Genomic DNA, 20,724 nt, shown 5'->3' with positions numbered 1-20,724 from the left:
CTTCCAACCGCAAAAGTGAAGTCCCTCTTGCTGAAAGCGCTTCAGGCGGCCTGGGCTTCGGCCAGCGGCGCGGCGCCTTCGAGATCGAAAATGGTGGCGAGGCGCTCGGCCTGGCTTTCCGGCGTCAGCACGCGGAAGACGCGGTCGGCGCAGCTCAGCGCCAGGCGAAAGCGCGCGCGGCTGAGCGGATCGCTGACCAGGTCGGTGGTGGCGCCCACCCAGAGCACATGGCTGCCCTTGGCCAGCAGATGCAGCTCGGTATCGGCCAGGGCAAAATGCTCGAGCGGTTCGCCGATCAGGTCATAAGCCCGGCCGGAGCGACCCTGCCAATGGCTCTGCCGTCCGAAGCTGTGCATCACGACTTTGCTGTAATTGCCGACCATCACGCTATCCCCAAAGCGAGCATTGCATTAGAACAAAGATAGAACAAAATGTCCTCTATGTCAAGCAGTGCCGTGCCCGATTTCTATATCTATGGGTTAGCCTGACCTTTTCGTCAATATATAGTGGTCACGCTTCGCTCGAACGCTGCCGCTTGAGGGCATCAAAGCGGCTGCGCAGCTCGGGGCCGATCGGGCGGGCAAGCCCCTCTGCCTCTGCCTTGAGCGCCAGGGTATCGGATTCGGTTTCGATGGCTTTTTTGAGTCGCTCCAGAAAAACATCGGCCGTCAGGCCCGCTTCGATGGCGGGCAGGAATTTTGCTTCGGCGGTGCCGGGCCAGATGACGGGGCTGTTGCGTCCCCAGAACAGGCCGGAATTGAGCGCCACGGGCACCACGGGCACGTTGAGTTCGAGATAGAGCCGGACGATGCCCTGGCGATAATCGGGCGGGGCCAGCGGCGCACGGCGGGTGCCTTCGGGAAAGATGACGATGCGGCAGCCGCGCGCGATGGCGGCATGGGCCTGTGCCATCATGGCCGGCACGGCCTTGGCGCCCTTCTTGCGGTCCACCTCGATGCAGTCGAGCGAGCGGGCGGCCCAGCCGAAGAAGGGAATGTTCATCAATTCCTTCTTGATGATGTAGGCGGGCCGGCCGGCATAGGGGAAAATGGCAAACACATCCCAGTCGCTCTGGTGCTTGGCAGCAATGATGCAGCCGCCTTCGGGAATGTTTTCCAGGCCGCTGACCTTGGTCTTGACGCCGGTCAGCCAGCGCAGAAAGCGCAGCGAGGAGGTGCCCCAATAGACCGCAATGGCCCAGCTGGCCCGGGTGCGGCCGCTGATCAGGGCGATGGTGCCCAGCACGATGGCGATGACGGCGGTCTGGCCGATAAACAGCGCATAGAACAGCGCCGTGCGAATTGCCTGAAAGACCATCATTGTCGTTTGCTCCTGGATCGGCTGCCCGGACAGCGTCATAGCGGGGTGCTGCGGCTTTGGCGAGGGTGTTGCCCCGCCGCGCCGCGGACGCATCCGCGGTTCAAGACGTCTGGGCGAGGTAGCGGCGCACGGTGTGGCGCGAGGTGATGGCGGTGAGCGCGGCGATCACCGGGATCACCGTGGCGAGGCCGACCAGTCCGTCAAGGCCCAGGGCAAAACGCCCGAACAGCACGCCTACCTGGGCGCCGGCCTCGCTGGAAAGCATATTGCCCGCCAGCGTCCCGACCAGCACGAAGAACAGCAGCGCCGCGGTTACGCCGAGCAGCCCGCCCTGCAGGCCGATGGACAGGAAGCGGCCCTGGAACTCTCCGGCAATGAACTTGTTGGAGGCGCCGATATAATGCAGCACATCGACGATCTCGCGATTGGTCGCCATGGCGCCGCGGGTGGCAAAGATGATGGCCAGCACGGTGGCGGCGCCGATCAGCAGCAGCACCAGCAGACCCGATAGCACGATGGTGCCAGCCATGGTGTTGAGCTGTTGCCGCCAGGCGGCATGGGTGTCCAGACTCGCCCCGTTGACGGCGGCCAGATTGCGCTGCAGACCGGCGATGTCGGCCTCGGCGGGGTCGGCGAGGCGCACCACGACAAGACGCGGAATTTCAATGGTCGTCAGGTCAAGGCCGGCGCCCAGCCAGGGTTCGAGCAGGGCCTCGCTCTCCTCAAGGGTCAGCGCCCGCGCCGAGGCGACGCCGGGGGTGGTTTCGGCCAGCGAGACGGCGGTGCGCAGGTTGGACTCCATGACCTCGCCCGCCACCGGGCGGATCTGGATGGTCACCTCGCGGCCGACATCGGCCGACCAGGCAATGGCCGATTTCTGCACCAGCACCACCCCGCCCAGGGTGACCGCCGAGAGGAAGCCCATGATGGTGATCATCAGCAGCAGCGTGCGTCCGGCGACGCTTTTCTCCGGGACGATGGGGGCGGCGCCGCCGCGGCGCGGCAGCAAAGCCAGAATGCGCTCAATCATGGATGGCCAGCTCCCCTTTGCTCAGCAGCATGCGTGGATAGCTGAATTTGTCGAGCAGCGGCAATTCGTGGGTCGCCAGGATGATGGTCATGCCCAGCGTGCGGTTGAGTTCGGCAAACAGGTGCACCAGCCGGCTGGACAGGTCGGGATCGACATTGCCGGTCGGCTCGTCGGCTAGCAGGATCTTGGGCCGGGCGATGACGGCGCGGGCGATGGCGGCGCGCTGCTTTTCGCCACCCGACAGCAAGGATGGCGGCGCGTTCATGCGCTCGCCCAGCCCCACCCATTCGAGCAGTTCGGTGACATTGGGACGATATTCGCTTTCGGGCTGGCCCAGGACGCGCAAGGGCAGGGCCACATTCTCGAAGGTGGTCAGATGGTCGAGCAGGCGGAATTCCTGGAAGACGATGCCGATATGGCGGCGCAGCTGCAGCAGCCGATCCTGGCTGAGCGTGCTGACGTCTTCGCCGAACATGGTGACCTGGCCGCGCGTCGGCTTGAGCGACAGCAGCAGCAGGCGCAGCAGGCTGGTCTTGCCGGCGCCGGAGGGCCCGGTCAGGAAATGGAAGGAGCCGGGCTCGACCGAGAAGGTCAGGTCGCGCAGCACTTCGGGGCCATTGCCATAGCGCAATCCCACATCGGCGAATTCGATCAAGAGTGCAGGCTCCCCGTTGCTCGGCTTGGGTTCAGGCGAATCACGCCATGGCGGCAGCATAACAGCGGCGCCCGGCCGATGCGGCACCGACCCGTGCCCGGCCGCGATAAAGCGGTACAAATGTGGTGGAATTGGCGAGCGCCAGGCCGGATTTGAGGAGTCTTAACACCCTGTCGCTAATTTGAAGTATGTTTTGCGTCCGTCCCAGCAGTCTGGCCCCATGATCATTTCCTGTCCGCATTGCCAGACCAAGTACCAGGTGACCTACGAGGCCATTGGCTCGGCCGGTCGCAAGGTGCAGTGCGCCCATTGCCAGCAGGCCTGGGACCAGCCCCCGATCGCCAAGGACGAGCCGCCGCCCGAAATCCGCAAGGCCGAGCAGGCCATCGAGGAAGACGGGCTGGACGACGCCATGAGCGCCCAGGACAAGGCTGACGCCGTGCGCTCCGACAAGTCGGCCGCCGACAAGGCCGCCAAGGCGGCAAAGCTCGACAAGCAGCGCGCTGCCAAGGAGGCCAAGGAGGCCAAGGCCAAAAAACCGGGCAAGCCGGTCGACCAGGCTTCGGCCGGCAAGATCGATCCTTCGGTGATCCGCAGGCGGCGCAAGGCCTTCTCGCGTCCCGATCAGCCCATGCTCGACGAAGTGCCGCTGGCCCGCCTGCGCCTAGCGCTGCGGCTCATCGGTGCCACGGCTCTGGTGGGCGTGCTGGCCTTTGCCTATCTCGGGCGGGTGCAGGTAGTGCAGCGCTTTCCGGCCATGGCCGGGGTCTATGGCGCGCTGGGCATGGGCATCAATGTGGTGGGCCTCGATTTTGCCGCGGTCAGCGCCATGCAAACCCTGCGCAATGGCAAGGAAGTGCTGATCGTCTCGGCGCAGATCGTGGGCCTGTCCCCCAGCCCCGTGACCGTGCCGGCCGTGGTGGTGACGCTGATCGGCGCCGACGGAAACGGGGTCTACCAATGGAGCGTGCAACCCACGGTCACCGACCTGATGGCGGGCGAGCGTTCGACCTTTGACACCCAGCTGACCCTGCCGCCCGGCGAGGCGTCCAGGGTCCGGCTGAGCTTTGCCGGCGGTTCGGGTTTCCGCGCCGGCACGACACAGCCCGCCGCGCCGGCCGCCGGTCCGGGCGCCGATGCCGGCGGCCATGCCATGCAGGCGCCCGTCACCGATGGGGCCGCGCCGGCCCATGCCGATCCTGCGGCGCCCGCGCATGCCGAAGCCACTGCGCCGGTCGCGGCGGAGCATGGCGCGACGGCCGAACCCAGTCATGGCGATACCGCCACCCCCGAACACGCCACGCCGGAGCACAACTGATGGCCCGCATTCTTGTTGCTGAAGATGATCCGTCGGTGCGCGCCTTCGTGGTGAGCGCGCTGACCATGAAGGGTCATGAGGTGATGGCGGAGGAGGATGGTGGCCTGGCCGCCGAAACCGCCGATGCCGAAGGCGGCAGGTTCGACCTGCTGCTGAGCGATATCAAGATGCCCATCATGGACGGCATTGCGCTGGCGCTCGATGTGGCGGCGAAATATCCCCATATCATCATCGTGCTGATGACCGGCTTTGCCGATCAGCGCGAACGGGCGCACGGGCTCGATGCGCTGATCTATGACGTCATCGTCAAGCCGTTCACCCTGGCCGACCTGTTGAGCAAGATCGACGATGCGCTGGCCGGCAAGCCGGTCGAGGTGGTTTCGCTGGGCCGGCAGGCGCGCGAGGAATAGGCTGCCTCAGACCCAGTCGGGCACCGAATCGAGCGCGATCAGCTCCTCGAGCGACTTGCGCGGGCGGATGACGTGGAAGCGGTCGCCATCGACCAGCACTTCGGGGATCAGCGGCCGCGAATTATAGGTCGAGGCCATGACCGCGCCATAGGCGCCGGCGCTCATGATGGCCAGGAGGTCACCCTCCTCGACGCCGGGCATGGTGCGGGCCTTGGCCAGGTAGTCGCCGGTTTCGCAGACCGGGCCGACAATATCGGCAGTGATCGGGGGCAGGTTGGAATAGTTGACCGGCACCACGTCGTGATGGGCCTCGTAGAGCGTGGGGCGGATCAGGTCGTTCATCGCCGCGTCGACGATGACAAAGCTGGTGCTGCCCTGCTTCACATATTCGACCTTGGTGACCATGATGCCGGCATTGCCGACCAGCAGGCGCCCCGGTTCGATCACGAGGCTGCAGCCGAGCTGGCCGATCTTGTCGCGCACCATGGCGGCATAGGCCTCGGGATGGGGCGGGGCCTCCTGATCGTGGTGATAGGGAATGCCCAGGCCCCCGCCGACATCGACATGCTCGATGGCGTGGCCGTCGCCGCGCAGTTCGCGCACCAGCTCGGCCATCAGGCCAAAGGCATTGCCAAAGGGTTCTAGGTCGGTGATCTGGCTGCCGATATGCATGTCAACGCCAACCGCCACCACATTGGGCAGTTCGGCAATGCGGGCATAGACGGCGCGGGCCCGGGCATAGGCAATGCCGAACTTGTTCTCCGCCTTGCCGGTCGAAATCTTGGCATGGGTACGGGCATCGACGTCAGGATTGATGCGCACCGAGACGCGGGCGGTCATGCCCATCTCGGACGCCACCATGGAGAGGCGCTCGAGCTCGGGCTCGCTTTCGAGGTTGAAGCACTTGATGCCGACGGCCAGGCCACGGCGCATTTCGGTAATGGTCTTGGCGACGCCTGAGAAGACGATCATGTCCGGCCTGATACCGGCGGCCAAAGCGCGCTCCAGCTCACCCAGCGACACCACATCGGCGCCGGCGCCCTCACTGGCCATCAGCCGGAGCACGGCCTGGTTGGAATTGGCCTTCATGGCATAGGCGAGCAGCGTCGGAATGCCCTCGAAGGCGGCCTTGACCACGCGCACATGCCGGCGCAGCGTAGCGCTGGAATAGACATAGAAGGGCGTGCCGACCTTGTCGGCCAGGTCGTTGAGATTGACGTTTTCGGCATAGAGGCTGCCGTCGCGGTGTTCGAAATGGTGGACCAAGGGGTCGTCCTCAACTGTGTTCACCACCCACGAAGTCACCCCGGCGAAGGCCGGGGTCCATCCTGAGATCGGGCAATTGGCAGCCTATCAGGATGGATTTCGGCCGGCGCCGGAATGACATCTGGACGGCCGATGAATTCGCAATATTCCCTATGCCAGCGCGCCCAAAAACGAAAGCAAGACTTATCGATCCGCCTCATAAGCGGCTTCGATCTGCTCGGCGACCAAAGCCTGCAGCTGCCAGAGATGGGGGTCGTGGATGCCGACCTGCTCAAGATGGGCCACGGTGGCGTGCAGATATTCGGCCATCGAGCCGCGATTGCCCACGGCCCTGGCCAGCACCAGGGCAATTTCCTCGTTGCTGAGGCCCGAGACATAGCGGCCCGACTGGCGGTCGATGCAGAAGGTGAGGGCGCGAATGGTGCGCTCGCCGGAGCGGGCATTGACCCAGCGCGGCGGGAAGGCCGAGGGCAGCCAGCCCATTTCGCGTTCCAGCAGGCTGGTCATGGCCGCATCGATGGCGTCGGGCGGCAGGCGGTAGAGCACGCCATTGCAGGCGCCGCCGCGATCGAGCGCCAGCATCAGGCCGGGATTTTCATCGGAGCCGCGAAAGCGGGTATTCCAGCCCAGGCAGAAGGCGCGGTGCCAGCCATGCACCAGGCCATTGCGCATCTCGACGAAATCGCAGGCCGGTTTCCAGATCAGCGAGCCATAGGCAAAGATCCAGACCTCGCGGCCGTCCCGGTCGGGGCCGAGCAGCTGGGCAATGGTGGCGTCATGGTCGGCCTGGGTCGCGGCGCGCATGCCCTCGGGCGGCGGGGGCATGAGTTCGGAGGTCTCGACCGGCTGCAGATAGCCGACATGACGCTGGGTCAGGCGCATCTGTCGCGATTTGGCAGCCATCCGGTTCATTACCCGTTCATACTGGTGACCAAATTAGGGCGTCCCCGGCGTTACGCAACCCCGCCATCGCCATGGCCGCCATGCTTTTTGCGCGCCAGCGGCTTTGGCTCATGCGCGGTGCCGGTCAGCGCCGTCTTCCAGCGCGCCGCCTGGATCAGCACATTGGCCGGGGCCGTGCCGCCATAGCTCTGCCGCGCCGCCACCGAGGCCTCCACGGTCAGCACCTTGTGGATGCGGCTGTCAATGCGCGGGTCGACGAACTTGAAGTCCTCGATGGTCAGGCCCTCGAGGCCGCAATGTTTCTGCTCGGCCAGGGCGACGATCTGGCCGGTAATGTGGTGGGCGTCGCGGAAGGGCACGTTGAGCTCGCGCACCAGCCAGTCGGCAATGTCGGTGGCGGTGGAAAAGCCGGCCATGGCCGAGGCGCGCATGCGCTCGCGGTTGGGGACGAGGTCTGCCACCATGCCGGTCATCGCGGCCAGCGACAGGCTGAGGGAATCAAGGGCGTCAAAGGCGACTTCCTTGTCTTCCTGCATGTCCTTGGAATAGGCCAAAGGCAGGCCCTTCATCACCACGATCAGGCTGGTCAGGGCGCCCAGGATGCGGCCGATCTTGGCGCGCACCAGTTCGGCGGCGTCCGGATTGCGCTTTTGCGGCATGATGGAACTGCCGGTGGTGAACTTGTCGGAAAGGCGGATGAAGCCGAACTGGGCCGAGCTCCAGATCACCATTTCCTCGGCAAAGCGGCTCAGATGCATGGCGCAGATGGAAGCGGCGGCCAGGGTTTCGAGAATGAAATCGCGGTCCGAAACGGCATCGAGCGAATTGGCGGTGGGCCGGTCAAAGCCAAGCTTTTGCGCCGTCATGTCGCGATCGATCGGGTAGGGCGTGCCGGCCAGGGCGGCCGAGCCGAGCGGGCTTTCGTTGAGCCGCTTGCGGGCGTCGAGCAGCCGGCCGACGTCACGGCCGAGCATTTCGACATAGGCCAGCATATGGTGACCAAAGGTCACCGGCTGGGCGTTCTGCAGATGGGTGAAGCCGGGCATGATGGTCTCGGCCTCCTGTTCGGCTTTGTCGACCAGGGCCAGTTGCAGCGTCGTCACCTGCACCACCAGGGTGTCGATGGTATCGCGCACATAGAGCTTGAAGTCGGTGGCCACCTGGTCATTGCGCGAGCGCGCCGTGTGCAGGCGCCCGGCGGCATCGCCGATCTTCTCGCGCAACCGGCTTTCCACATTCATATGGATGTCTTCAAGCGCACGCGAGAACGTGAAACTTCCACCCTCGATTTCGGCCAGTACCTCGGTTAGACCGGCAACAATGCTGTCGCGATCCTCCTGCGTCAGAATGCCCGTCTCGGCGAGCATTGTGGCATGGGCGATCGATCCGGCAATATCCTGGCGGAACAGGCGTTGATCAAAGCCGATCGAGGCGTTGATTTCCTCCATGATGGCGTCGGGGCCGGTGGCGAACCTGCCGCCCCACATCTTGTTGCTCATCGAATACCTCGGAGACCTGTTATGACCGATTTGCCCGCGCCTCGCCCCGGCGCTTCCAGCCGGGTTCGACTGCTGCTCGCGCTGGGGGTGACGGGATTGGCGGTAGCTATAGCGGCGTGGGTGTGGCTCGGCAATGCCGGGCAGGCCCGGGAATGCCCGGTACAGGAAGAGGCCGCTGCAGCCATTGATGCGGCCGCCGTCGGCGAGCTGGCGGCCCTCAACGGCACCGGCGAGGGGCGTGGCTATGCCAGCCTGGCCTTCAAGGATGCGGCGGGCGCCGAGATGACCATTGCCGACTTCAAGGGCAAGGCGCTGCTGGTCAATTTCTGGGCCAGCTGGTGCGTGCCCTGCCGCGAGGAAATGCCGGCGCTGGACGCCCTGGCCACCAAATATAATTCGGACCGTTTCATGGTGCTGCCGATCAATCTCGATATCGGCGCGGGCGGGCTGGAAAAGGCCCAGGCCTTTCTCGATGCGAACGGTTTTGCCAATCTGCCGCTCTATGCCGACAATACCTTTGCCGCCTTTGATCGCCTCAAGCAGCAGGCCGTTGCGGTGGGGCTGCCGGCGACGTTGGTGTTGGACGAGAATGGCTGTGAACTGGCGGTGCTGCAGGGGCCGGCGGAGTGGCACACGCCCGATGGCGAGGCGGTGGTCGCGGCGCTGATCGCGCTGGGCGGCTAGAGCGTTTTCAGGAAAAGTGGATACCGGTTTTCCGGTTCGAAAACGCGACCAACAAGAACTTAGAACAATTCACCGCGTCAACGACGCGGTGAATTGTTCTAGACCAGGCGATCGACTTCCGCGCCGGTGGTCACCGGCGCAACGACGGCGTCGGGGTCGAACTGAGCGGCGCGAACCTGCTGCTCGGTCTGGGCATGCTCGAGGCGCAAGCGCAGGTCGGCAACCCGGGCCAGTCCGGCGCCCTGGGGCGTGGCTTCGCGCGCGACGATGCGGTTGATCATGACTGTGGGGCTGACGGTCAGGTCATTGCTCATCAGGAGGGTTCCCGAATCAGGCCTGTCGGTCGAACTTGGTGCCCTGGCCGGCAGGGGCTGGTGACAGCGCGGCCTGGGTCAGGGTGGTGAGCAGTTCGTTCTGCATGTCATTCTGCTTCTTGAACACCGCGATCTGGATGCTGTTCTGCGTCTTGACGGTATTCATGGCCAGCATCTGCGTCGAGAGGTCGGTATTCATGGCGGACCTCCTTTCCAATAGTGGTTCAAGCTCCGATCATAGGGCGCAGGGGTAAACAAAGCCTGCTGGCGGCCAGACAGGTGTCCCGATCTTTGGGTCGGTCTGCTTAACCCGCCGCTAACCCTATGGCGTTCGGGCGCTGCTGCTTTCACGCAAAGCTTACACATGGGCGCTCAGATGGTGGCAATAGGGGCCATCGGGGGACGCGATGTTCGCACAAGACATGTTCATTGCGCTGATGCAGGGTATCAGCCTGCTGGCGATGATGGCGATCGCCTTTGGCGTGGTGGAGCGGCAGAACTGGCCGCGCTACCTGCGCTCATGCCTGCAGGGGGTTATCTTTGGCGTCGGCGCGATCGCCGCGATCATGGCGCCGGCCCATCTGGGCGTCGGCGTGATGGTGGATGCGCGCGGCATCATCATCGGCTTTGCCGCCGCCTTTGGCGGCTGGCCGGCCGCCGTGGTTGCCATCGTCATCGCGGGTGGCTACCGCCTCTGGCTGGGCGGCATGGGGGCCATGCCCGGCGCGGCGGGCATCGTGCTGGCCGGTGTACTGGGGCTGAGCTGGCGCTACTTTCTGCGGCCCAAAACCCGCGTCCGGGCCCGTCATCTTGTCGTGCTGGGCCTCGTCGTCTCGTGCTACCTGCTCACCGGCCTGGGCATGGGCTATGCCAGTCTATGGGCGCTGCTCAGCCTGATCGGCCCCTATATGGTGTCCACCTCGGTGGTCGGCGCGGTGCTGCTGGGCCTGTTTGTCGAACGCGAACTGCGCCAGATCGACCGCGAGCAGCAGTGGCAGATGCACGCCTTGACCGATCCGCTGACCGGCCTGCCCAATCGGCGCGGTTTCGAGCGCGGCATGGAGGGGTTGCGGACGCCGGAGACATCATCGGCGCTGATGGCCATCGATCTCGATCACTTCAAAACCGTCAACGATACCCATGGTCATGCCGCTGGCGACCATGTGCTGCAGAAGGTCTCGCTGGTCCTGCGCGGCGCCCTGCGCAACCGCGACCTGCTGTCGCGCCTGGGCGGGGAAGAACTGGCCGTGCTGCTGCCTGAAACCGACGCGGCGCTGGCGCGGCTGATCGGCGAGCGCCTGCGGCGCGCCATCGACGAGATGGAGATCCTCTGGGAGGGCCAGATCATCCATGTCACCGCCAGTTTCGGCGTGGCCACGGCCCCCGGCACGCTGCCGATGGCCGAGCTGTTCGCGCAGGCCGATGCGGCGCTCTATACCGCCAAGCATGCCGGCCGCAATCGGGTCGTCTTCGCGGGCGAAGCGCCGCTGAGTACGGACAATCTGGTGGTGATCGAACCACCCCGACCCTTTGTCGAGCGGCGCCAGAGCCGGGACAAGCCGCACGCGGCCTGACCGGTTACGCCGGGCGCGGCGGCGATCAGGGCTTTTTCAGATCGCCGTGATTGCCCGGCACCCAGAGCACGTCCTTGGCGCCATTGCCATTGGCCACGCGCGACAGCACGAAGAGCAGGTCCGACAGCCGGTTGAGGTAGCGGATGGCTTCCGGACTGGTATCGGGCTCATGGGCGGCAAGCTCTACCGTGATGCGCTCGGCGCGCCGGGTCACGGTGCGGGCGACATGGAGGGCCGCCGCCAGGGGCGAGCCGCCCGGCAGCACAAAGCTGCTCAGCGGTTCGAGCGCCTCGTTATACTGGTCGATCTGCTTTTCCAGCGCCTCGGTCTGCACCGGGCGGATGCGCAGGCTGGGATATTCGGCGTCGGCAGCGTCAGCCCCGGGCGTTGCCAGGTCGGAGCCGACATCGAAAAGATCGTTCTGGATGCGGCCGAGCAGATTGTCGATCTTGGGCTGGGCGGCAGAATGCAGGCGCGCCATGCCGATACAGGCATTGGCCTCGTCGATGGTGCCATAGGCCTCGACCCGCAGGTCATATTTGGGCCGGCGCGGGCCGCGGACCAGGCCGGTGCTGCCGTCATCGCCGGTCTTGGTATAGATGCGGTTGAGTTTGACCATCAGACCTAGCCCCGACCGCCGCCAAAGAAGAACAGCGCGCCCATCAGCAGGATGAGCGCGACGGCCTGGCCCATGACGCGCAGGCGCATCAGGCGCTGGCTGGTATTGCCGGGACCGGCTTTGAGCATGTTCCACAGGCCCATGCCGAGCACGGCGACGACAAAGATCAGGGCGAGGGCGATGGCAAGATTGAGGGCGGTCTGCATGGTGTCCTACTGAAACTGTCTAGCTATTGATATACGCAACGAGACCGTCGGCCAGAGCATCATAGATGGCACGAATTCGGTGCGAGGTGAACAATTCCCTGTGCGTGGTCAGCCAGACCTCAAGCGTGGGTATCGCCAGATCGACGGCCAGCGCCACCATGCCGGGCGTGCGCCGCACCAGATTGGCCTGGGCAAAGCCGATGCCCAGACCGGCTTTCATCAGTTCCCACATCTGGGTCTGGTCGTCCGAGCGCAGCGCGAAATGCTCGCGGCGCAGGGGCAGGCCGAGTTTTTGGGCATGGGCGATGATCGCGTCCGAACGGTCCAGGCCGATCATGTCGTGCCCGAACAGCGCCTCGACCGAAGCGGGCAGGCCCCGTCGATCCAGATAGCTTTGATGGGCTGCCGGCACGATGGGCAGGTCGCCCAGGCGCCTGGTCACCAGTTCGAGCTGGGTGGGGCGGAACATGCGGATGGCAATGTCGGCCTCGCGCAGCAGCAGGTTCTCGGCCGAATCGGAGGGCACCAGTTCGAGTGCGATGCGGGGAAAACGCTCGCGGATCGGCACCAGCAGGTCCGGCAGGACATAGCTGGAAATCACGGCGCTGGCGGTGATGCGCACCGTGCCGCCCAGATCATCCTGGGCGCCGTCGGCTATGATGGCGGCCTCGGCCAGGGCCGCCTGCGCCTTGCCGACCGGCTCATAGAGCCGCAAGGCGGTGCTGTTGGGCTTGAGCCCACTCAGCGTGCGCTCGAACAGCGGCAGCCCCAGATCGGCTTCCAGCGTCTCGATATGCCGGCCCACCGTCGGCTGGCTGATCCCCAGTTCGCGGGCGGCAGCCGAAAGCGAGCCATTGGCAACGACGGCGGCGAAGCTGCGCCACAGGGCCCAATCCGGCTCTCTATTCATTTCTGAATGCCCTAGCTGCAAGATCTGTCAATTTCACCACGATATTGAATGAACCATAGTCGTGTCCAGCAGCCAAGGAGACGGCAATGAGCAAGGGTAGCGTGACGGTTCTGGGTATCAACGGCCATATCGGCCACCACGCCGCGGCGGCATTTCAGCAGGCCGGATTTTCGGTCACCGGCTTCGGCCGGTCGAACCGCCAGCCCCTGGCGGGCGTGCGGTTCGTGCAGGGCGATGCCGCCAGCCTCAACGATCTGACGGCGGTCATTGACGGGGCCGATATCGTGGTCAATGCGTTGAACCTGCCCTATGACAAATGGGACAAGGGCCGCGCCGAGGCGCAGCTGGCTTTGGTCATCGCGGCCATGGGCGATAGCGGCAAGACGCTGATGTTTCCGGGCAATATCTACAATTATTCCGCATTGGACAGGCGCATCACGCCGGCGACGCCGCAGCACCCGCAAACGCCGCGCGGCGCCATCAGGGTGCGGCAAGAGGACAAGCTCGCCGCCGCCTCAAGGGCCGGCAAGTTCCAGACCATCATCCTGCGAGCCGGGGATTTTTATGGCCCGGGTACAGTGGGCGACTGGTACGACCAGGCCATCATGATGGACGCCAAGAAGGGCAAGATCCACCATATGGCCGACCTCGATCTGGCGCATGCCTGGGCCTATCTGCCCGATCTGGGCCGCGCCTTCGCGACCCTGGGCGAGCAGCGCGCGCAGTTTGGCGCCTTCGAGACCTTCCACTTTGCCGGCCATTACGTGACGCATGGGGCGCTGATGGCGGCCATCGGCAAGGCCGCGCCGGGCCCGCTCAAGGTGGTGCCTCTGCCCTGGATCGTGCTGCAGGCCATGGCGCTGGCCAATGGCGTCATGCGGGAAGTGATCAAGATGCGCTATCTGTGGAATAACCCGATGGAACTGGTGGATCCCCGGCTCGATGCCCTGCTCGGCGCCGGTTTTGCGACGCCGTTCGAGCTTGCCGTGGCCGAGACGGTCAGACCCTTTCTGGTCGAGAGCGTCGCGGCCTGATTGCATCCGTCCCAGGCGAGCGGCCCATCAGCCGCCCAGGCCGACCGCGCGGCGGATGTCCTGGGGGGTCCAGCCGTCCGCGCGCAGGCTCGCCAGGGATGGCGAGCCCTTGGATTTGGCCAGTTTCCTGCCGTCATCGCCCAGGATCAGGCGGTGGAAGTGATAGATCGGGGTGGGCAGGCCGAGCAGCATTTGCAGCAATATGTGCAGGTCAGTCGCCGCCTCCATGTCGCGGCCGCGCGTCACATGGGTAATGGCCTGGGCCGCGTCATCGACCACGACGCTGAGATGGTAGCTGGCCGGGCTGCCCTTGCGCTGCAGCACCACATCGCCCCAGCGGCCGGGCCTGGCATAACGGATCTGCGGCCGATCGGTGACCAGCGGGCCCACCACCGAAAAGGTCAGCAGGCCGGCGCGCGCCTGGGCTGCTGCATTGTCCAGCCGGAACTGCACCGGATCGCCGCGCTGCAGCCGCTCGATCTGTTCGCCGCGGTGCAGGTGGCGACAGGTGCCCGGATAGAGCGGGGCGCCGTCGGGATCGGTGTCGGTGGCTAGGGCGGCAATCTCGGTGCGGCTGCAAAAGCACGGATAGAGCAGGTGCTGGTCGCGCAGCGTATTGCCGGCCTCGGCATAGGCATCGAGGCGCTCGGACTGCTGCATGACCGGCTTTGGCCAGTCCAGGCCCAGCCAGGCCAGATCTTCATAGATGGCTGCGGTGAATTCGGGTTTACAGCGCTCGCTGTCGATGTCTTCGATGCGAAGCAGGGCGGTGCCATCGAGCGCGGCTGCGGCCTGCCACGTGTAAAGCGCCGAAAAGGCGTGACCGAGATGCAGCCTTCCATTGGGGCTGGGGGCAAAGCGAAGGAGTGGTTTTGAGCGTTTTTGCGACACCGGGGTTTTCTACATGAGCCCATTGCCGCCGTCACCGCGTATCGACAGTATCGAGACGATTGCCGGCCATATCGAGGTGCTGGTGGGCATGGATCGACGCCTTGCGGCGGTGCGCGATTTTGCCGGGCCGGTGGCGCCGCGCATCAATCCGCCGGGCTTTGCCGGGATGGCCAAGGTGATTACCGGCCAGCAATTGTCGGTCACCAGCGCGGCGGCGATCTGGGGCCGATTCGCACAGCTGCCCGGCGCACTCGATCCGGTAAGCTATCTCAGCCTCAGCGAGGAGGCGGTGCGCGCCACCGGCTTTTCCGGCGGCAAGTTCCGCACCGTGCGCGCCATTGCCGAAGCCATGGTGGCGGGCGCGCTCGATTTCGATCATCTCGAGACGCTGCCGGCCGCGGACGCCGTGCGCTATCTTGTGGCTCACAAGGGCATCGGGCCGTGGACGGCCGAGGTCTATCTGATGTTCTGCGCCGGCCATCCCGACGTGTTTCCGGCCGGCGATCTGGCTTTGCTCAAGGCGGTGCAGCACGGGCTCGGACTTGACGCTCGGCCCGCCATCAAGGACATGATCGGCATCGCTGCCGCCTGGGCCCCCTATCGCTCGGCGGCGGCCCTGTTGTTCTGGCGCTATTTTGCGGTCATGCGTGACCGGGAAGGTATTTTGTTGTGACCAAGCTCTCCGGCCCCATGCTGCCTCCCAAATCGGGCGGCGTGCCCCAGCAGGCGGTGGTGCTGCTGCATGGCTATGGTTCCAATGGCGCCGACCTGATCGGACTGGCGCCCTACTGGCAGGATATCCTGCCCGATGCCGTGTTCATCTCGCCCAATGCGCCGCAACATTGCGAAGGACTGGCCGAAGGCTTCAAATGGTTCGATGTCAGTTTTGACGGCGATCGGCTGGCCAGCCGGCAGCTGGGCTGCGTGGCGGCAAGACCGGTGCTGCTCGAATTCCTCACCGATCTCTGGGCGCAGACCGGCATCGCGCCCGAGCAGACCCTGCTGGTGGGGTTCAGCCAGGGTGCCATGATGGCGCTGCATGTCGGCCTGTCGCTGCCGCAGTCGCTGATGGGCATTGTCGCCTTTGCCGGGGCGCTGCTGCCGCCCGAGGGATTTGGTGCGGACGACTTTGGCCGCCCGCCGGTATGCCTGGTGCATGGCGATGCCGACACCATGGTCGATCCCGAGCGCAGCGCCGATGCCGAAGTCGCCCTGCGTCTGGCCGGCTATGACGTGGCCTATCATGTGAGCCCCGGTGTCGGGCATGGGATTGCCCCCGACGGACTGGAATTTGCCAGCGCCTTCATCGCCCGCGTCGCCGTAAAATAAGCTCGTGCTCCCCGCTTCACAGGGCTGACACAAAGGGCCTAGTATAAGGGGGCTATGGACTTACTCGATTCCCTTTCCGGGAGACTCTAGTGACCATCCACGTGTCGCCTGAGGCCTGTCCCGCTCTGGTGTTGAACGCCGACTTCCGGCCGCTCAGCTACTACCCGTTGTCGCTCTGGTCCTGGCAGGACGCGATCAAGGCTGTGTGCCTGGACCGGGTCAATATCGTCAGCCAGTATGACACGGTCATTCATTCCCCCAGCTTCGAGATGCGGCTGCCCAGCGTGGTGTCGCTGCGTGATTATATCAAGCCGGCGCGCAATCCCGCCTTTACCCGCTTCAATGTCTTCCTGCGCGATCGCTTCACCTGCCAATATTGCGGCACGCGCGACGACCTGACCTTCGATCACGTCATTCCCCGTTCCAAGGGTGGCCAGACCACCTGGGAAAACGTCGTTGCTGCCTGCGCGCCGTGCAATCTCAAAAAAGCCAACCGGATGCCCAGCGAGATCAAGATGTTCCCGCACCAGGCGCCCTACCACCCCACGGTGCATGACCTGCACAATAATGGCCGGGCCTTTCCGCCCAACCACCTGCACCAGAGCTGGCTGGATTATCTCTACTGGGATATCGAGCTCGAGCCCTAGGCGCGCCTCTTGTCCGCAGCGCGGCCAATAACTATTATTGACTGTCGACAAGCGGAGCATCACACCATGGCGATCAGTGCAGAACTGGGCGAGGCCCTCGAACAGGCGGTCAACGACCTCGTCGCCACGGGCCGCTACAATTCCAAAAGCGAAGTGCTGCGTGAAGGCGTACGCCTGGTGCAGGAGCGCGAGGCGCGGTTTCAGGAACTGGCGGCCAAGCTGCAGGCAGGTCAGGATGATATCGACGCCGGGCGGGTCTATCCCGCCCACGAAGTGTTTGCCGAGTTAAGCGAGCTGATTGAGCAGATTGCCAAGAAGGCGTCGTGATGCGGGTCGTCTTTTCCGCGCTGTCTCGCAGCGATCTGCGCTCGATCACCACATTTATTGGAGCCGACAGCCCGGCCCGCGCGCGGACGTTCCTTGCCGAACTGCAGTCAGCCAGTGCAGCTCTTGCGGAACAGCCGCTCCGTTTCGCACTCATGGTGGGCTATGAGGCGCAGGGATATCGCCGCCGCCCCTACGGCCCCTATTCAATCATCTACCTGGTCGAAGACGAACGGATCACTGTCGTCCGAGTCCTTCATGCTGCCATGGATCTGAACCCGGCGCTCGGCGACTAACCCCGTTTGTGCCGCCGCGCCTGAGCCCAGATCGCTATTCCAAGCAGTGCCACGATGGCCAGCGAGATCAGTGCATTATAGCCGGCCAGGGAAATCCCGAGAAAGCGGAACTGCACCACGTCGCAGCCGATGACCGGGGCCATATTGCTCAGCGCGTCGAAACTCATAGCCTCGCCAATGCCGGTACAGGCGGTCGGGCCGGGCCAGAAGCCCCATTCGACGCCGGCATGGTAGCTGCCCATATAGACGCCCCAGGCGAAAATCGCCGTTACGATGGCCATGGCGATGTACCAGACCATAAGCGGCAGGCGGTTCCAGGTGATCAGCACGGCGGCCAGCAGCGGCAGGCCATAATAATAGGCCATGCGTTGCTCGAGGCAGAGCTCGCAGGGGTAAAGCCCGCCAATGAGCTGGCTGCCCCAGGCAGCAGCAATGGTGGCCAGGCCCAGCACGAAGGCGAGGCCGGCCGCTTTCTTGTCGAGCGGGCGAAAGATCGATGCGGGCATGGTGAAGCTTTCAGGGTGACGCTTGGACAGTGCTTAGCCTGCCGTTTTCAGCATGGCCAGAGAGCAACAGGTTTTTGATCAATCGCCCGGTAGGCGCAGGCCCAGCGCCTGGCGCAGGGCGATGGCATTGGCGGGGGCGTGCAGTTTGTCCTCATGCACGAAATAGGCAAAGACATCGGTGCCGGCGCTGGTCCAGCCGGCAATGGTCTTGGCCCAGTCGGCGATATCGGCCGGTTCGTAGCCGGTCGCGTCGGCCCGCGCCGGGCCCTGCAGCCGGCAATAGGCAAAATCGGCGGTGAGGTCGCGTTGCGGGCTCTGCGCCGTGTCGGCGATGACGCGCGCCACATTGTAGCGGGCCAAAAGAGCGTTGACGGCGGGATCATCAAAACTGGGATGGCGCAGCTCGATGGCGTGGCGCAGCGGGCCAATGCCGACGGCGTCGAGAAAGGGCTGGCTCTTGAGCCGCGCATCGGTCTCTTGGGCCAGCGCTACGTAATCGGCCGCGGTCTTGGGCAGCAGGTCGAGGAAGGCCTCCAAGACCGCAGCATCAAACACCAGGTTGGGCGGCAGCTGCCAGATGAAAGGGCCGAGCTTGTCGCCCAAAGCCAGCGGGCCAGAGGCAAAGAAATTGGCGAGTTCGACCGCGCAGTTCTTGAGCCGCTTGATATGGGTGACCAACTGCGGGCCCTTGACGGCAAACACGAAGCCGGCACCGGCCTCGCCGGCCCATTTGGCAAAGCTGGCCGGTCTCTGGTTGGCGCGGAAGGTGGCGTTGATCTCAATACTGGTCAGGCGCGAGCTGGCAAAGGCCAGCTCGTTCTTCTGCACGAGGCCCTCGGGATAAAAGGTGCTGCGCCAGGGGGCAAAGACCCAGCCGGCCGTGCCGGTCCGCGCGATACCCTGCTTACCCATCATTCACCTCCGTCGCCCCACCGTCCCGGGACCAGGATGCTGGCCATGGTCTGAATCGCCGACCAGCCGCTATCACCGCCTGCCCAAACTGCCCTGTTTCGCCTTATGTTTCCATCGGTTCGTCCCTGAGGCGCCTGGCGGTGTGGCCAGGCGAGCGGTGCCTCAGCCCTGTTGCTCTGGCACCCAGACCATCATGGAGCCCTGTCCTCGATTGGACCACAGGTAATAGGGGATGGCGGTCAGCTTTGCCGGCGTCTCCTGCGCCGGGGTGGTGCGGTAGAGTGTCTTCCAGTCATGCTCGTCGATGGCGGAAGCCTGGGCGGTGAGGACGACGATGCCGTCAAACAGGTCGGCGCGGGTTTCGGCCATCAGCTCGGCCTTGCGGGGCAGCTTGAGCCGCTGCACCCTTCCGCCGGGATTGTCGACCTCCTCGAGACAATAGACCAGCGGACCGCGCTTGAGGGCCACGCGGCCGGCATCCATGATCACGCCGGGATGGGCATAGAGCCGCACCGGCGGCATGGGCAGGTCGAGGGTCACCACATCGCCAGCGAACCAGTCGCGATGAATGGTGAGGTAGCCGTTGACCGCCTCGGCGATGTCGACCGCCACGCCATTGACCGCCACCCGGGCGCCCTGGCTCCATCCGGGAATGCGCAGCTTGAGGTCAAACGTGGTCGGCACCGCCGGTTCGACTTCGATGCGGATGTCCCCGTTCCAGGGATAGGTCGAGATCTCGCGCAGGCCCACCATGGTGCCGGCAATCTCGACCTCGGTGTCAATGCCGCCATAGAGGTGGAAGGCCACCCCGTCCGCTGCCGTCGACAGGAAATAGCCGCCCACCGAGGCTACCAGCCGGCTGACATTCATGGTGCAGCAGGGGCAGGTATGCCAGTCCCAGCGGGTCGGGGTGCCGTCGCTTTCGAGCGGATTGGCGTAGAAATAGTGTTCGCCGTCGCGGCTGAGACCGCTGAGGGCGCCGTTGAACATGGCCAGCTCGAGAATGTCGGCATATTTGCCGTCGAGATCGAGATGCAGCATGCGCTGCGCCCAGAAGATCAGCGCCACCGAGGCGCAGGTTTCCGCATAGGCGGTCTGGTTGGGCAGGTCGAAATCATGGGTGAAGCCCTCGTTCTGCGCCGAGGGCCCCAGGCCCGCCGTCACATACATCTTGGTCTCCATGACGTCGTCCCACAGCACCTCGCATGCATGCTTGAGGCCGGCATCATCGAGCTCGGCCGCCAGATCCGCCATGGCGGTATAGAGATACATGGCCCTTACGGCGTGGCCGACGACCTTGTCCTGCTCGCGCACCGGTCTGTGGCTCTGCGAATATTCGTAATTGGCGAAGACATAGGGCTGCCGGCTGTCGCCGCCCTCGCGCTTTTCGCGTTCGACATCGAAATAATGCGGCGGCTGCCTTCCGCGCTCGTTGATGAGATAGGCGGCAAAGTCGAGGTGCTTCTTGGCGCCGGTGAGATAATAGAGCTTCATCAGCGCCAGCTCGATTTCCTCGTGCCCGTCATAGCCGCGGCGCTGGTTCGGCCCGGTGCCGAAACTGGCATAGATGTGCTCGAGATAGCGCTCCATGATGTCGAGGAAGCGCCTTCGGCCGGTCACCTGGAAATAGGCGACGGCGCCCTCAAGCAGGTGGCCGGCATTATACATTTCGTGGTTGTCGCGCAGATTGGTCCAGCGCTTGTCCGGCTCGTGGCCGAGATACCAGCAGTTGAGATAGCCATCCTCGGCCTGGGCCTTCTCCAGGTCGTCGATCGCAGCCTCGATCTTGGCTTCGATATCGGTATTGCGACGATGCGCCAGGGCGTAGCTGGCCGCTTCGATCCATTTGCCGACATCGCTGTCCCAGAACACCTGGACGGTGAAGCCATTGGCATGGCGCGGAAAGCGCAGCGGCGGCGGCGGATCGGGGAGTTTGAGGGAGTCGAGGATGCCATATTCGCCCAGCTTCCTGTGCTGGCTGGGCACGGTGCGGTCGAGCACGGTGTCGAGGCGCTCGTGCCAGAACTGGCCCTCGAGCTTGACCTGGGGGAATGGCACGGAAGTGTAGCGGGACATG

The 20,724-nt window shown here is 64.7% G+C and carries 26 protein-coding genes; 10 read left to right on the top strand and 16 right to left on the bottom strand.

The window, feature by feature from the left end; genetic code table 11:
• Positions 1–41: 41 nt before the first annotated feature.
• The 4 genes from AC4NN3_RS16845 to ftsE all read right to left on the bottom strand — a co-directional run bounded on the left by AC4NN3_RS16845 (position 42) and on the right by ftsE (position 3,005).
• Entirely contained in the window at positions 42–383 is a 342-nt protein-coding gene (locus AC4NN3_RS16845; RefSeq protein ID WP_491928246.1) for a hypothetical protein, read from the bottom strand.
• 127 nt (positions 384–510) lie between these two features.
• Positions 511–1,320, bottom strand: coding sequence for a lysophospholipid acyltransferase family protein (locus AC4NN3_RS16840; RefSeq protein WP_491928245.1), 810 nt, complete (start codon positions 1,318–1,320; stop codon positions 511–513).
• Between the two features lie 100 nt (positions 1,321–1,420).
• The gene (locus AC4NN3_RS16835) at positions 1,421–2,350 is read right to left on the bottom strand and encodes a cell division protein FtsX (protein WP_491928244.1); all 930 of its coding nucleotides are present in this window, start codon (positions 2,348–2,350) and stop codon (positions 1,421–1,423) included.
• Positions 2,343–3,005, bottom strand: coding sequence for a cell division ATP-binding protein FtsE (gene ftsE, locus AC4NN3_RS16830; protein ID WP_193334432.1), 663 nt, complete (start codon positions 3,003–3,005; stop codon positions 2,343–2,345). Before ftsE ends, AC4NN3_RS16835 begins: the two co-directional genes overlap by 8 nt.
• 220 nt (positions 3,006–3,225) lie before the next feature.
• On the opposite strand from ftsE, the gene AC4NN3_RS16825 reads away from it, so the two are divergent.
• Together AC4NN3_RS16825 and AC4NN3_RS16820 are read left to right on the top strand one after the other, a co-directional pair.
• Positions 3,226–4,323, top strand: coding sequence for a zinc-ribbon domain-containing protein (locus tag AC4NN3_RS16825; RefSeq protein WP_491928243.1), 1,098 nt, complete (start codon positions 3,226–3,228; stop codon positions 4,321–4,323).
• Positions 4,323–4,733, top strand: coding sequence for a response regulator (locus AC4NN3_RS16820; protein WP_491928242.1), 411 nt, complete (start codon positions 4,323–4,325; stop codon positions 4,731–4,733). The genes AC4NN3_RS16825 and AC4NN3_RS16820 overlap by 1 nt, the downstream gene beginning before the upstream one ends.
• Positions 4,734–4,739: 6 nt before the next feature.
• Here the strand turns inward: AC4NN3_RS16820 and lysA are convergent, their stop codons facing one another.
• The 3 genes from lysA to argH form a co-directional block, all read right to left on the bottom strand.
• Positions 4,740–5,999 (bottom strand): diaminopimelate decarboxylase, encoded by a 1,260-nt coding sequence (gene lysA, locus AC4NN3_RS16815; RefSeq protein WP_491928241.1) that lies wholly within the window; start codon positions 5,997–5,999, stop codon positions 4,740–4,742.
• Between the two features lie 183 nt (positions 6,000–6,182).
• Positions 6,183–6,911: a gamma-glutamylcyclotransferase gene (locus AC4NN3_RS16810; protein WP_491928240.1), complete on the bottom strand. Its 729-nt coding sequence runs from the start codon at positions 6,909–6,911 to the stop codon at positions 6,183–6,185.
• Positions 6,912–6,952: 41 nt separating this feature from the next.
• Complete coding sequence (gene argH, locus AC4NN3_RS16805) at positions 6,953–8,401, bottom strand: argininosuccinate lyase (RefSeq protein WP_491928239.1); 1,449 nt, start codon at positions 8,399–8,401, stop codon at positions 6,953–6,955.
• Positions 8,402–8,422: 21 nt separating this feature from the next.
• On the opposite strand from argH, the gene AC4NN3_RS16800 reads away from it, so the two are divergent.
• On the top strand, positions 8,423–9,085 hold the full coding sequence (locus AC4NN3_RS16800) for a TlpA family protein disulfide reductase (protein WP_491928238.1): 663 nt from the start codon (positions 8,423–8,425) through the stop codon (positions 9,083–9,085).
• Between the two features lie 98 nt (positions 9,086–9,183).
• On the opposite strand, the gene AC4NN3_RS16795 is transcribed toward AC4NN3_RS16800, so the two are convergent.
• Both AC4NN3_RS16795 and AC4NN3_RS16790 read right to left on the bottom strand, forming a co-directional pair.
• Positions 9,184–9,399: a hypothetical protein gene (locus AC4NN3_RS16795; protein ID WP_491928237.1), complete on the bottom strand. Its 216-nt coding sequence runs from the start codon at positions 9,397–9,399 to the stop codon at positions 9,184–9,186.
• A gap of 16 nt (positions 9,400–9,415) precedes the next feature.
• Positions 9,416–9,598 (bottom strand): putative motility protein, encoded by a 183-nt coding sequence (locus AC4NN3_RS16790; protein WP_193334439.1) that lies wholly within the window; start codon positions 9,596–9,598, stop codon positions 9,416–9,418.
• A 208-nt stretch (positions 9,599–9,806) separates the two neighbouring features.
• Here AC4NN3_RS16790 and AC4NN3_RS16785 point away from each other — a divergent pair, with 208 nt between their 5' ends.
• Complete coding sequence (locus tag AC4NN3_RS16785) at positions 9,807–10,973, top strand: GGDEF domain-containing protein (protein WP_491928236.1); 1,167 nt, start codon at positions 9,807–9,809, stop codon at positions 10,971–10,973.
• A gap of 25 nt (positions 10,974–10,998) precedes the next feature.
• Here the strand turns inward: AC4NN3_RS16785 and AC4NN3_RS16780 are convergent, their stop codons facing one another.
• The 3 genes from AC4NN3_RS16780 to AC4NN3_RS16770 are packed head-to-tail and all read right to left on the bottom strand — an operon-like array spanning position 10,999 to position 12,708.
• The gene (locus tag AC4NN3_RS16780; RefSeq protein WP_491928235.1) at positions 10,999–11,592 is read right to left on the bottom strand and encodes a cob(I)yrinic acid a,c-diamide adenosyltransferase; all 594 of its coding nucleotides are present in this window, start codon (positions 11,590–11,592) and stop codon (positions 10,999–11,001) included.
• A 5-nt stretch (positions 11,593–11,597) separates the two neighbouring features.
• The gene (locus AC4NN3_RS16775; protein ID WP_491928234.1) at positions 11,598–11,798 is read right to left on the bottom strand and encodes a twin transmembrane helix small protein; all 201 of its coding nucleotides are present in this window, start codon (positions 11,796–11,798) and stop codon (positions 11,598–11,600) included.
• A gap of 19 nt (positions 11,799–11,817) precedes the next feature.
• Complete coding sequence (locus AC4NN3_RS16770) at positions 11,818–12,708, bottom strand: LysR family transcriptional regulator (protein WP_491928233.1); 891 nt, start codon at positions 12,706–12,708, stop codon at positions 11,818–11,820.
• A gap of 86 nt (positions 12,709–12,794) precedes the next feature.
• Here AC4NN3_RS16770 and AC4NN3_RS16765 point away from each other — a divergent pair, with 86 nt between their 5' ends.
• A complete protein-coding gene (locus tag AC4NN3_RS16765; protein ID WP_491928232.1) occupies positions 12,795–13,742 on the top strand; it encodes an NAD-dependent epimerase/dehydratase family protein in 948 nt (315 codons plus the stop codon).
• Positions 13,743–13,769: 27 nt separating this feature from the next.
• Here AC4NN3_RS16765 and gluQRS read toward each other — a convergent pair whose 3' ends face one another.
• On the bottom strand, positions 13,770–14,633 hold the full coding sequence (gene gluQRS, locus AC4NN3_RS16760; protein WP_491928231.1) for a tRNA glutamyl-Q(34) synthetase GluQRS: 864 nt from the start codon (positions 14,631–14,633) through the stop codon (positions 13,770–13,772).
• Positions 14,634–14,646: 13 nt separating this feature from the next.
• Here gluQRS and AC4NN3_RS16755 point away from each other — a divergent pair, with 13 nt between their 5' ends.
• From AC4NN3_RS16755 to AC4NN3_RS16735, 5 genes are all read left to right on the top strand, one after another.
• Entirely contained in the window at positions 14,647–15,306 is a 660-nt protein-coding gene (locus AC4NN3_RS16755; RefSeq protein ID WP_491928230.1) for a DNA-3-methyladenine glycosylase family protein, read from the top strand.
• A complete protein-coding gene (locus AC4NN3_RS16750) occupies positions 15,303–15,962 on the top strand; it encodes an alpha/beta hydrolase (protein WP_491928229.1) in 660 nt (219 codons plus the stop codon). Before AC4NN3_RS16755 ends, AC4NN3_RS16750 begins: the two co-directional genes overlap by 4 nt.
• Before the next feature lie 89 nt (positions 15,963–16,051).
• Positions 16,052–16,609 carry an HNH endonuclease gene (locus tag AC4NN3_RS16745; RefSeq protein WP_193334448.1) on the top strand — a complete coding sequence of 186 codons (558 nt, stop codon included), beginning with the start codon at positions 16,052–16,054 and terminating at the stop codon, positions 16,607–16,609.
• Positions 16,610–16,675: 66 nt separating this feature from the next.
• Entirely contained in the window at positions 16,676–16,936 is a 261-nt protein-coding gene (locus tag AC4NN3_RS16740) for a type II toxin-antitoxin system ParD family antitoxin (RefSeq protein ID WP_491928228.1), read from the top strand.
• Entirely contained in the window at positions 16,936–17,229 is a 294-nt protein-coding gene (locus AC4NN3_RS16735; protein ID WP_491928227.1) for a type II toxin-antitoxin system RelE/ParE family toxin, read from the top strand. Before AC4NN3_RS16740 ends, AC4NN3_RS16735 begins: the two co-directional genes overlap by 1 nt.
• Here the strand turns inward: AC4NN3_RS16735 and AC4NN3_RS16730 are convergent.
• From AC4NN3_RS16730 to AC4NN3_RS16720, 3 genes are all read right to left on the bottom strand, one after another.
• Positions 17,226–17,735 carry a disulfide bond formation protein B gene (locus AC4NN3_RS16730; protein WP_491928226.1) on the bottom strand — a complete coding sequence of 170 codons (510 nt, stop codon included), beginning with the start codon at positions 17,733–17,735 and terminating at the stop codon, positions 17,226–17,228. The two genes, AC4NN3_RS16735 and AC4NN3_RS16730, sit on opposite strands and share 4 nt — an antisense overlap.
• Positions 17,736–17,813: 78 nt before the next feature.
• Positions 17,814–18,647, bottom strand: coding sequence for a DUF72 domain-containing protein (locus tag AC4NN3_RS16725; RefSeq protein WP_491928225.1), 834 nt, complete (start codon positions 18,645–18,647; stop codon positions 17,814–17,816).
• Between the two features lie 162 nt (positions 18,648–18,809).
• Entirely contained in the window at positions 18,810–20,723 is a 1,914-nt protein-coding gene (locus AC4NN3_RS16720; RefSeq protein WP_491928224.1) for a glycoside hydrolase family 127 protein, read from the bottom strand.
• Between the last annotated feature and the right edge of the window lies 1 nt (position 20,724).

The sequence above is a fragment of the Devosia sp. MDV22-iso42 genome, from assembly GCF_058629155.1.
Note: the sequence above shows the minus strand (reverse complement) of the source record. Positions and strands in the feature narration are given on the sequence as shown.

Excerpts from the sequence above, each read along its gene's own strand:
- AC4NN3_RS16845 (WP_491928246.1), bottom strand. The coding sequence starts at position 383 with ATGGTCGGCAATTACAGCAAAGTCGTGATGCACAGCTTCGGACGGCAG.
- AC4NN3_RS16840 (WP_491928245.1), bottom strand. The coding sequence starts at position 1,320 with ATGATGGTCTTTCAGGCAATTCGCACGGCGCTGTTCTATGCGCTGTTT.
- AC4NN3_RS16835 (WP_491928244.1), bottom strand. The coding sequence starts at position 2,350 with ATGATTGAGCGCATTCTGGCTTTGCTGCCGCGCCGCGGCGGCGCCGCC.
- AC4NN3_RS16825 (WP_491928243.1), top strand. The coding sequence starts at position 3,226 with ATGATCATTTCCTGTCCGCATTGCCAGACCAAGTACCAGGTGACCTAC.
- AC4NN3_RS16820 (WP_491928242.1), top strand. The coding sequence starts at position 4,323 with ATGGCCCGCATTCTTGTTGCTGAAGATGATCCGTCGGTGCGCGCCTTC.
- AC4NN3_RS16810 (WP_491928240.1), bottom strand. The coding sequence starts at position 6,911 with ATGAACCGGATGGCTGCCAAATCGCGACAGATGCGCCTGACCCAGCGT.
- argH (WP_491928239.1), bottom strand. The coding sequence starts at position 8,401 with ATGAGCAACAAGATGTGGGGCGGCAGGTTCGCCACCGGCCCCGACGCC.
- AC4NN3_RS16800 (WP_491928238.1), top strand. The coding sequence starts at position 8,423 with ATGACCGATTTGCCCGCGCCTCGCCCCGGCGCTTCCAGCCGGGTTCGA.
- AC4NN3_RS16795 (WP_491928237.1), bottom strand. The coding sequence starts at position 9,399 with ATGAGCAATGACCTGACCGTCAGCCCCACAGTCATGATCAACCGCATC.
- AC4NN3_RS16790 (WP_193334439.1), bottom strand. The coding sequence starts at position 9,598 with ATGAATACCGACCTCTCGACGCAGATGCTGGCCATGAATACCGTCAAG.
- AC4NN3_RS16785 (WP_491928236.1), top strand. The coding sequence starts at position 9,807 with ATGTTCGCACAAGACATGTTCATTGCGCTGATGCAGGGTATCAGCCTG.
- AC4NN3_RS16780 (WP_491928235.1), bottom strand. The coding sequence starts at position 11,592 with ATGGTCAAACTCAACCGCATCTATACCAAGACCGGCGATGACGGCAGC.
- AC4NN3_RS16775 (WP_491928234.1), bottom strand. The coding sequence starts at position 11,798 with ATGCAGACCGCCCTCAATCTTGCCATCGCCCTCGCCCTGATCTTTGTC.
- AC4NN3_RS16770 (WP_491928233.1), bottom strand. The coding sequence starts at position 12,708 with ATGAATAGAGAGCCGGATTGGGCCCTGTGGCGCAGCTTCGCCGCCGTC.
- AC4NN3_RS16765 (WP_491928232.1), top strand. The coding sequence starts at position 12,795 with ATGAGCAAGGGTAGCGTGACGGTTCTGGGTATCAACGGCCATATCGGC.
- AC4NN3_RS16755 (WP_491928230.1), top strand. The coding sequence starts at position 14,647 with ATGAGCCCATTGCCGCCGTCACCGCGTATCGACAGTATCGAGACGATT.
- AC4NN3_RS16740 (WP_491928228.1), top strand. The coding sequence starts at position 16,676 with ATGGCGATCAGTGCAGAACTGGGCGAGGCCCTCGAACAGGCGGTCAAC.
- AC4NN3_RS16735 (WP_491928227.1), top strand. The coding sequence starts at position 16,936 with ATGCGGGTCGTCTTTTCCGCGCTGTCTCGCAGCGATCTGCGCTCGATC.
- AC4NN3_RS16730 (WP_491928226.1), bottom strand. The coding sequence starts at position 17,735 with ATGCCCGCATCGATCTTTCGCCCGCTCGACAAGAAAGCGGCCGGCCTC.
- AC4NN3_RS16725 (WP_491928225.1), bottom strand. The coding sequence starts at position 18,647 with ATGGGTAAGCAGGGTATCGCGCGGACCGGCACGGCCGGCTGGGTCTTT.
- AC4NN3_RS16720 (WP_491928224.1), bottom strand. The coding sequence starts at position 20,723 with ATGTCCCGCTACACTTCCGTGCCATTCCCCCAGGTCAAGCTCGAGGGC.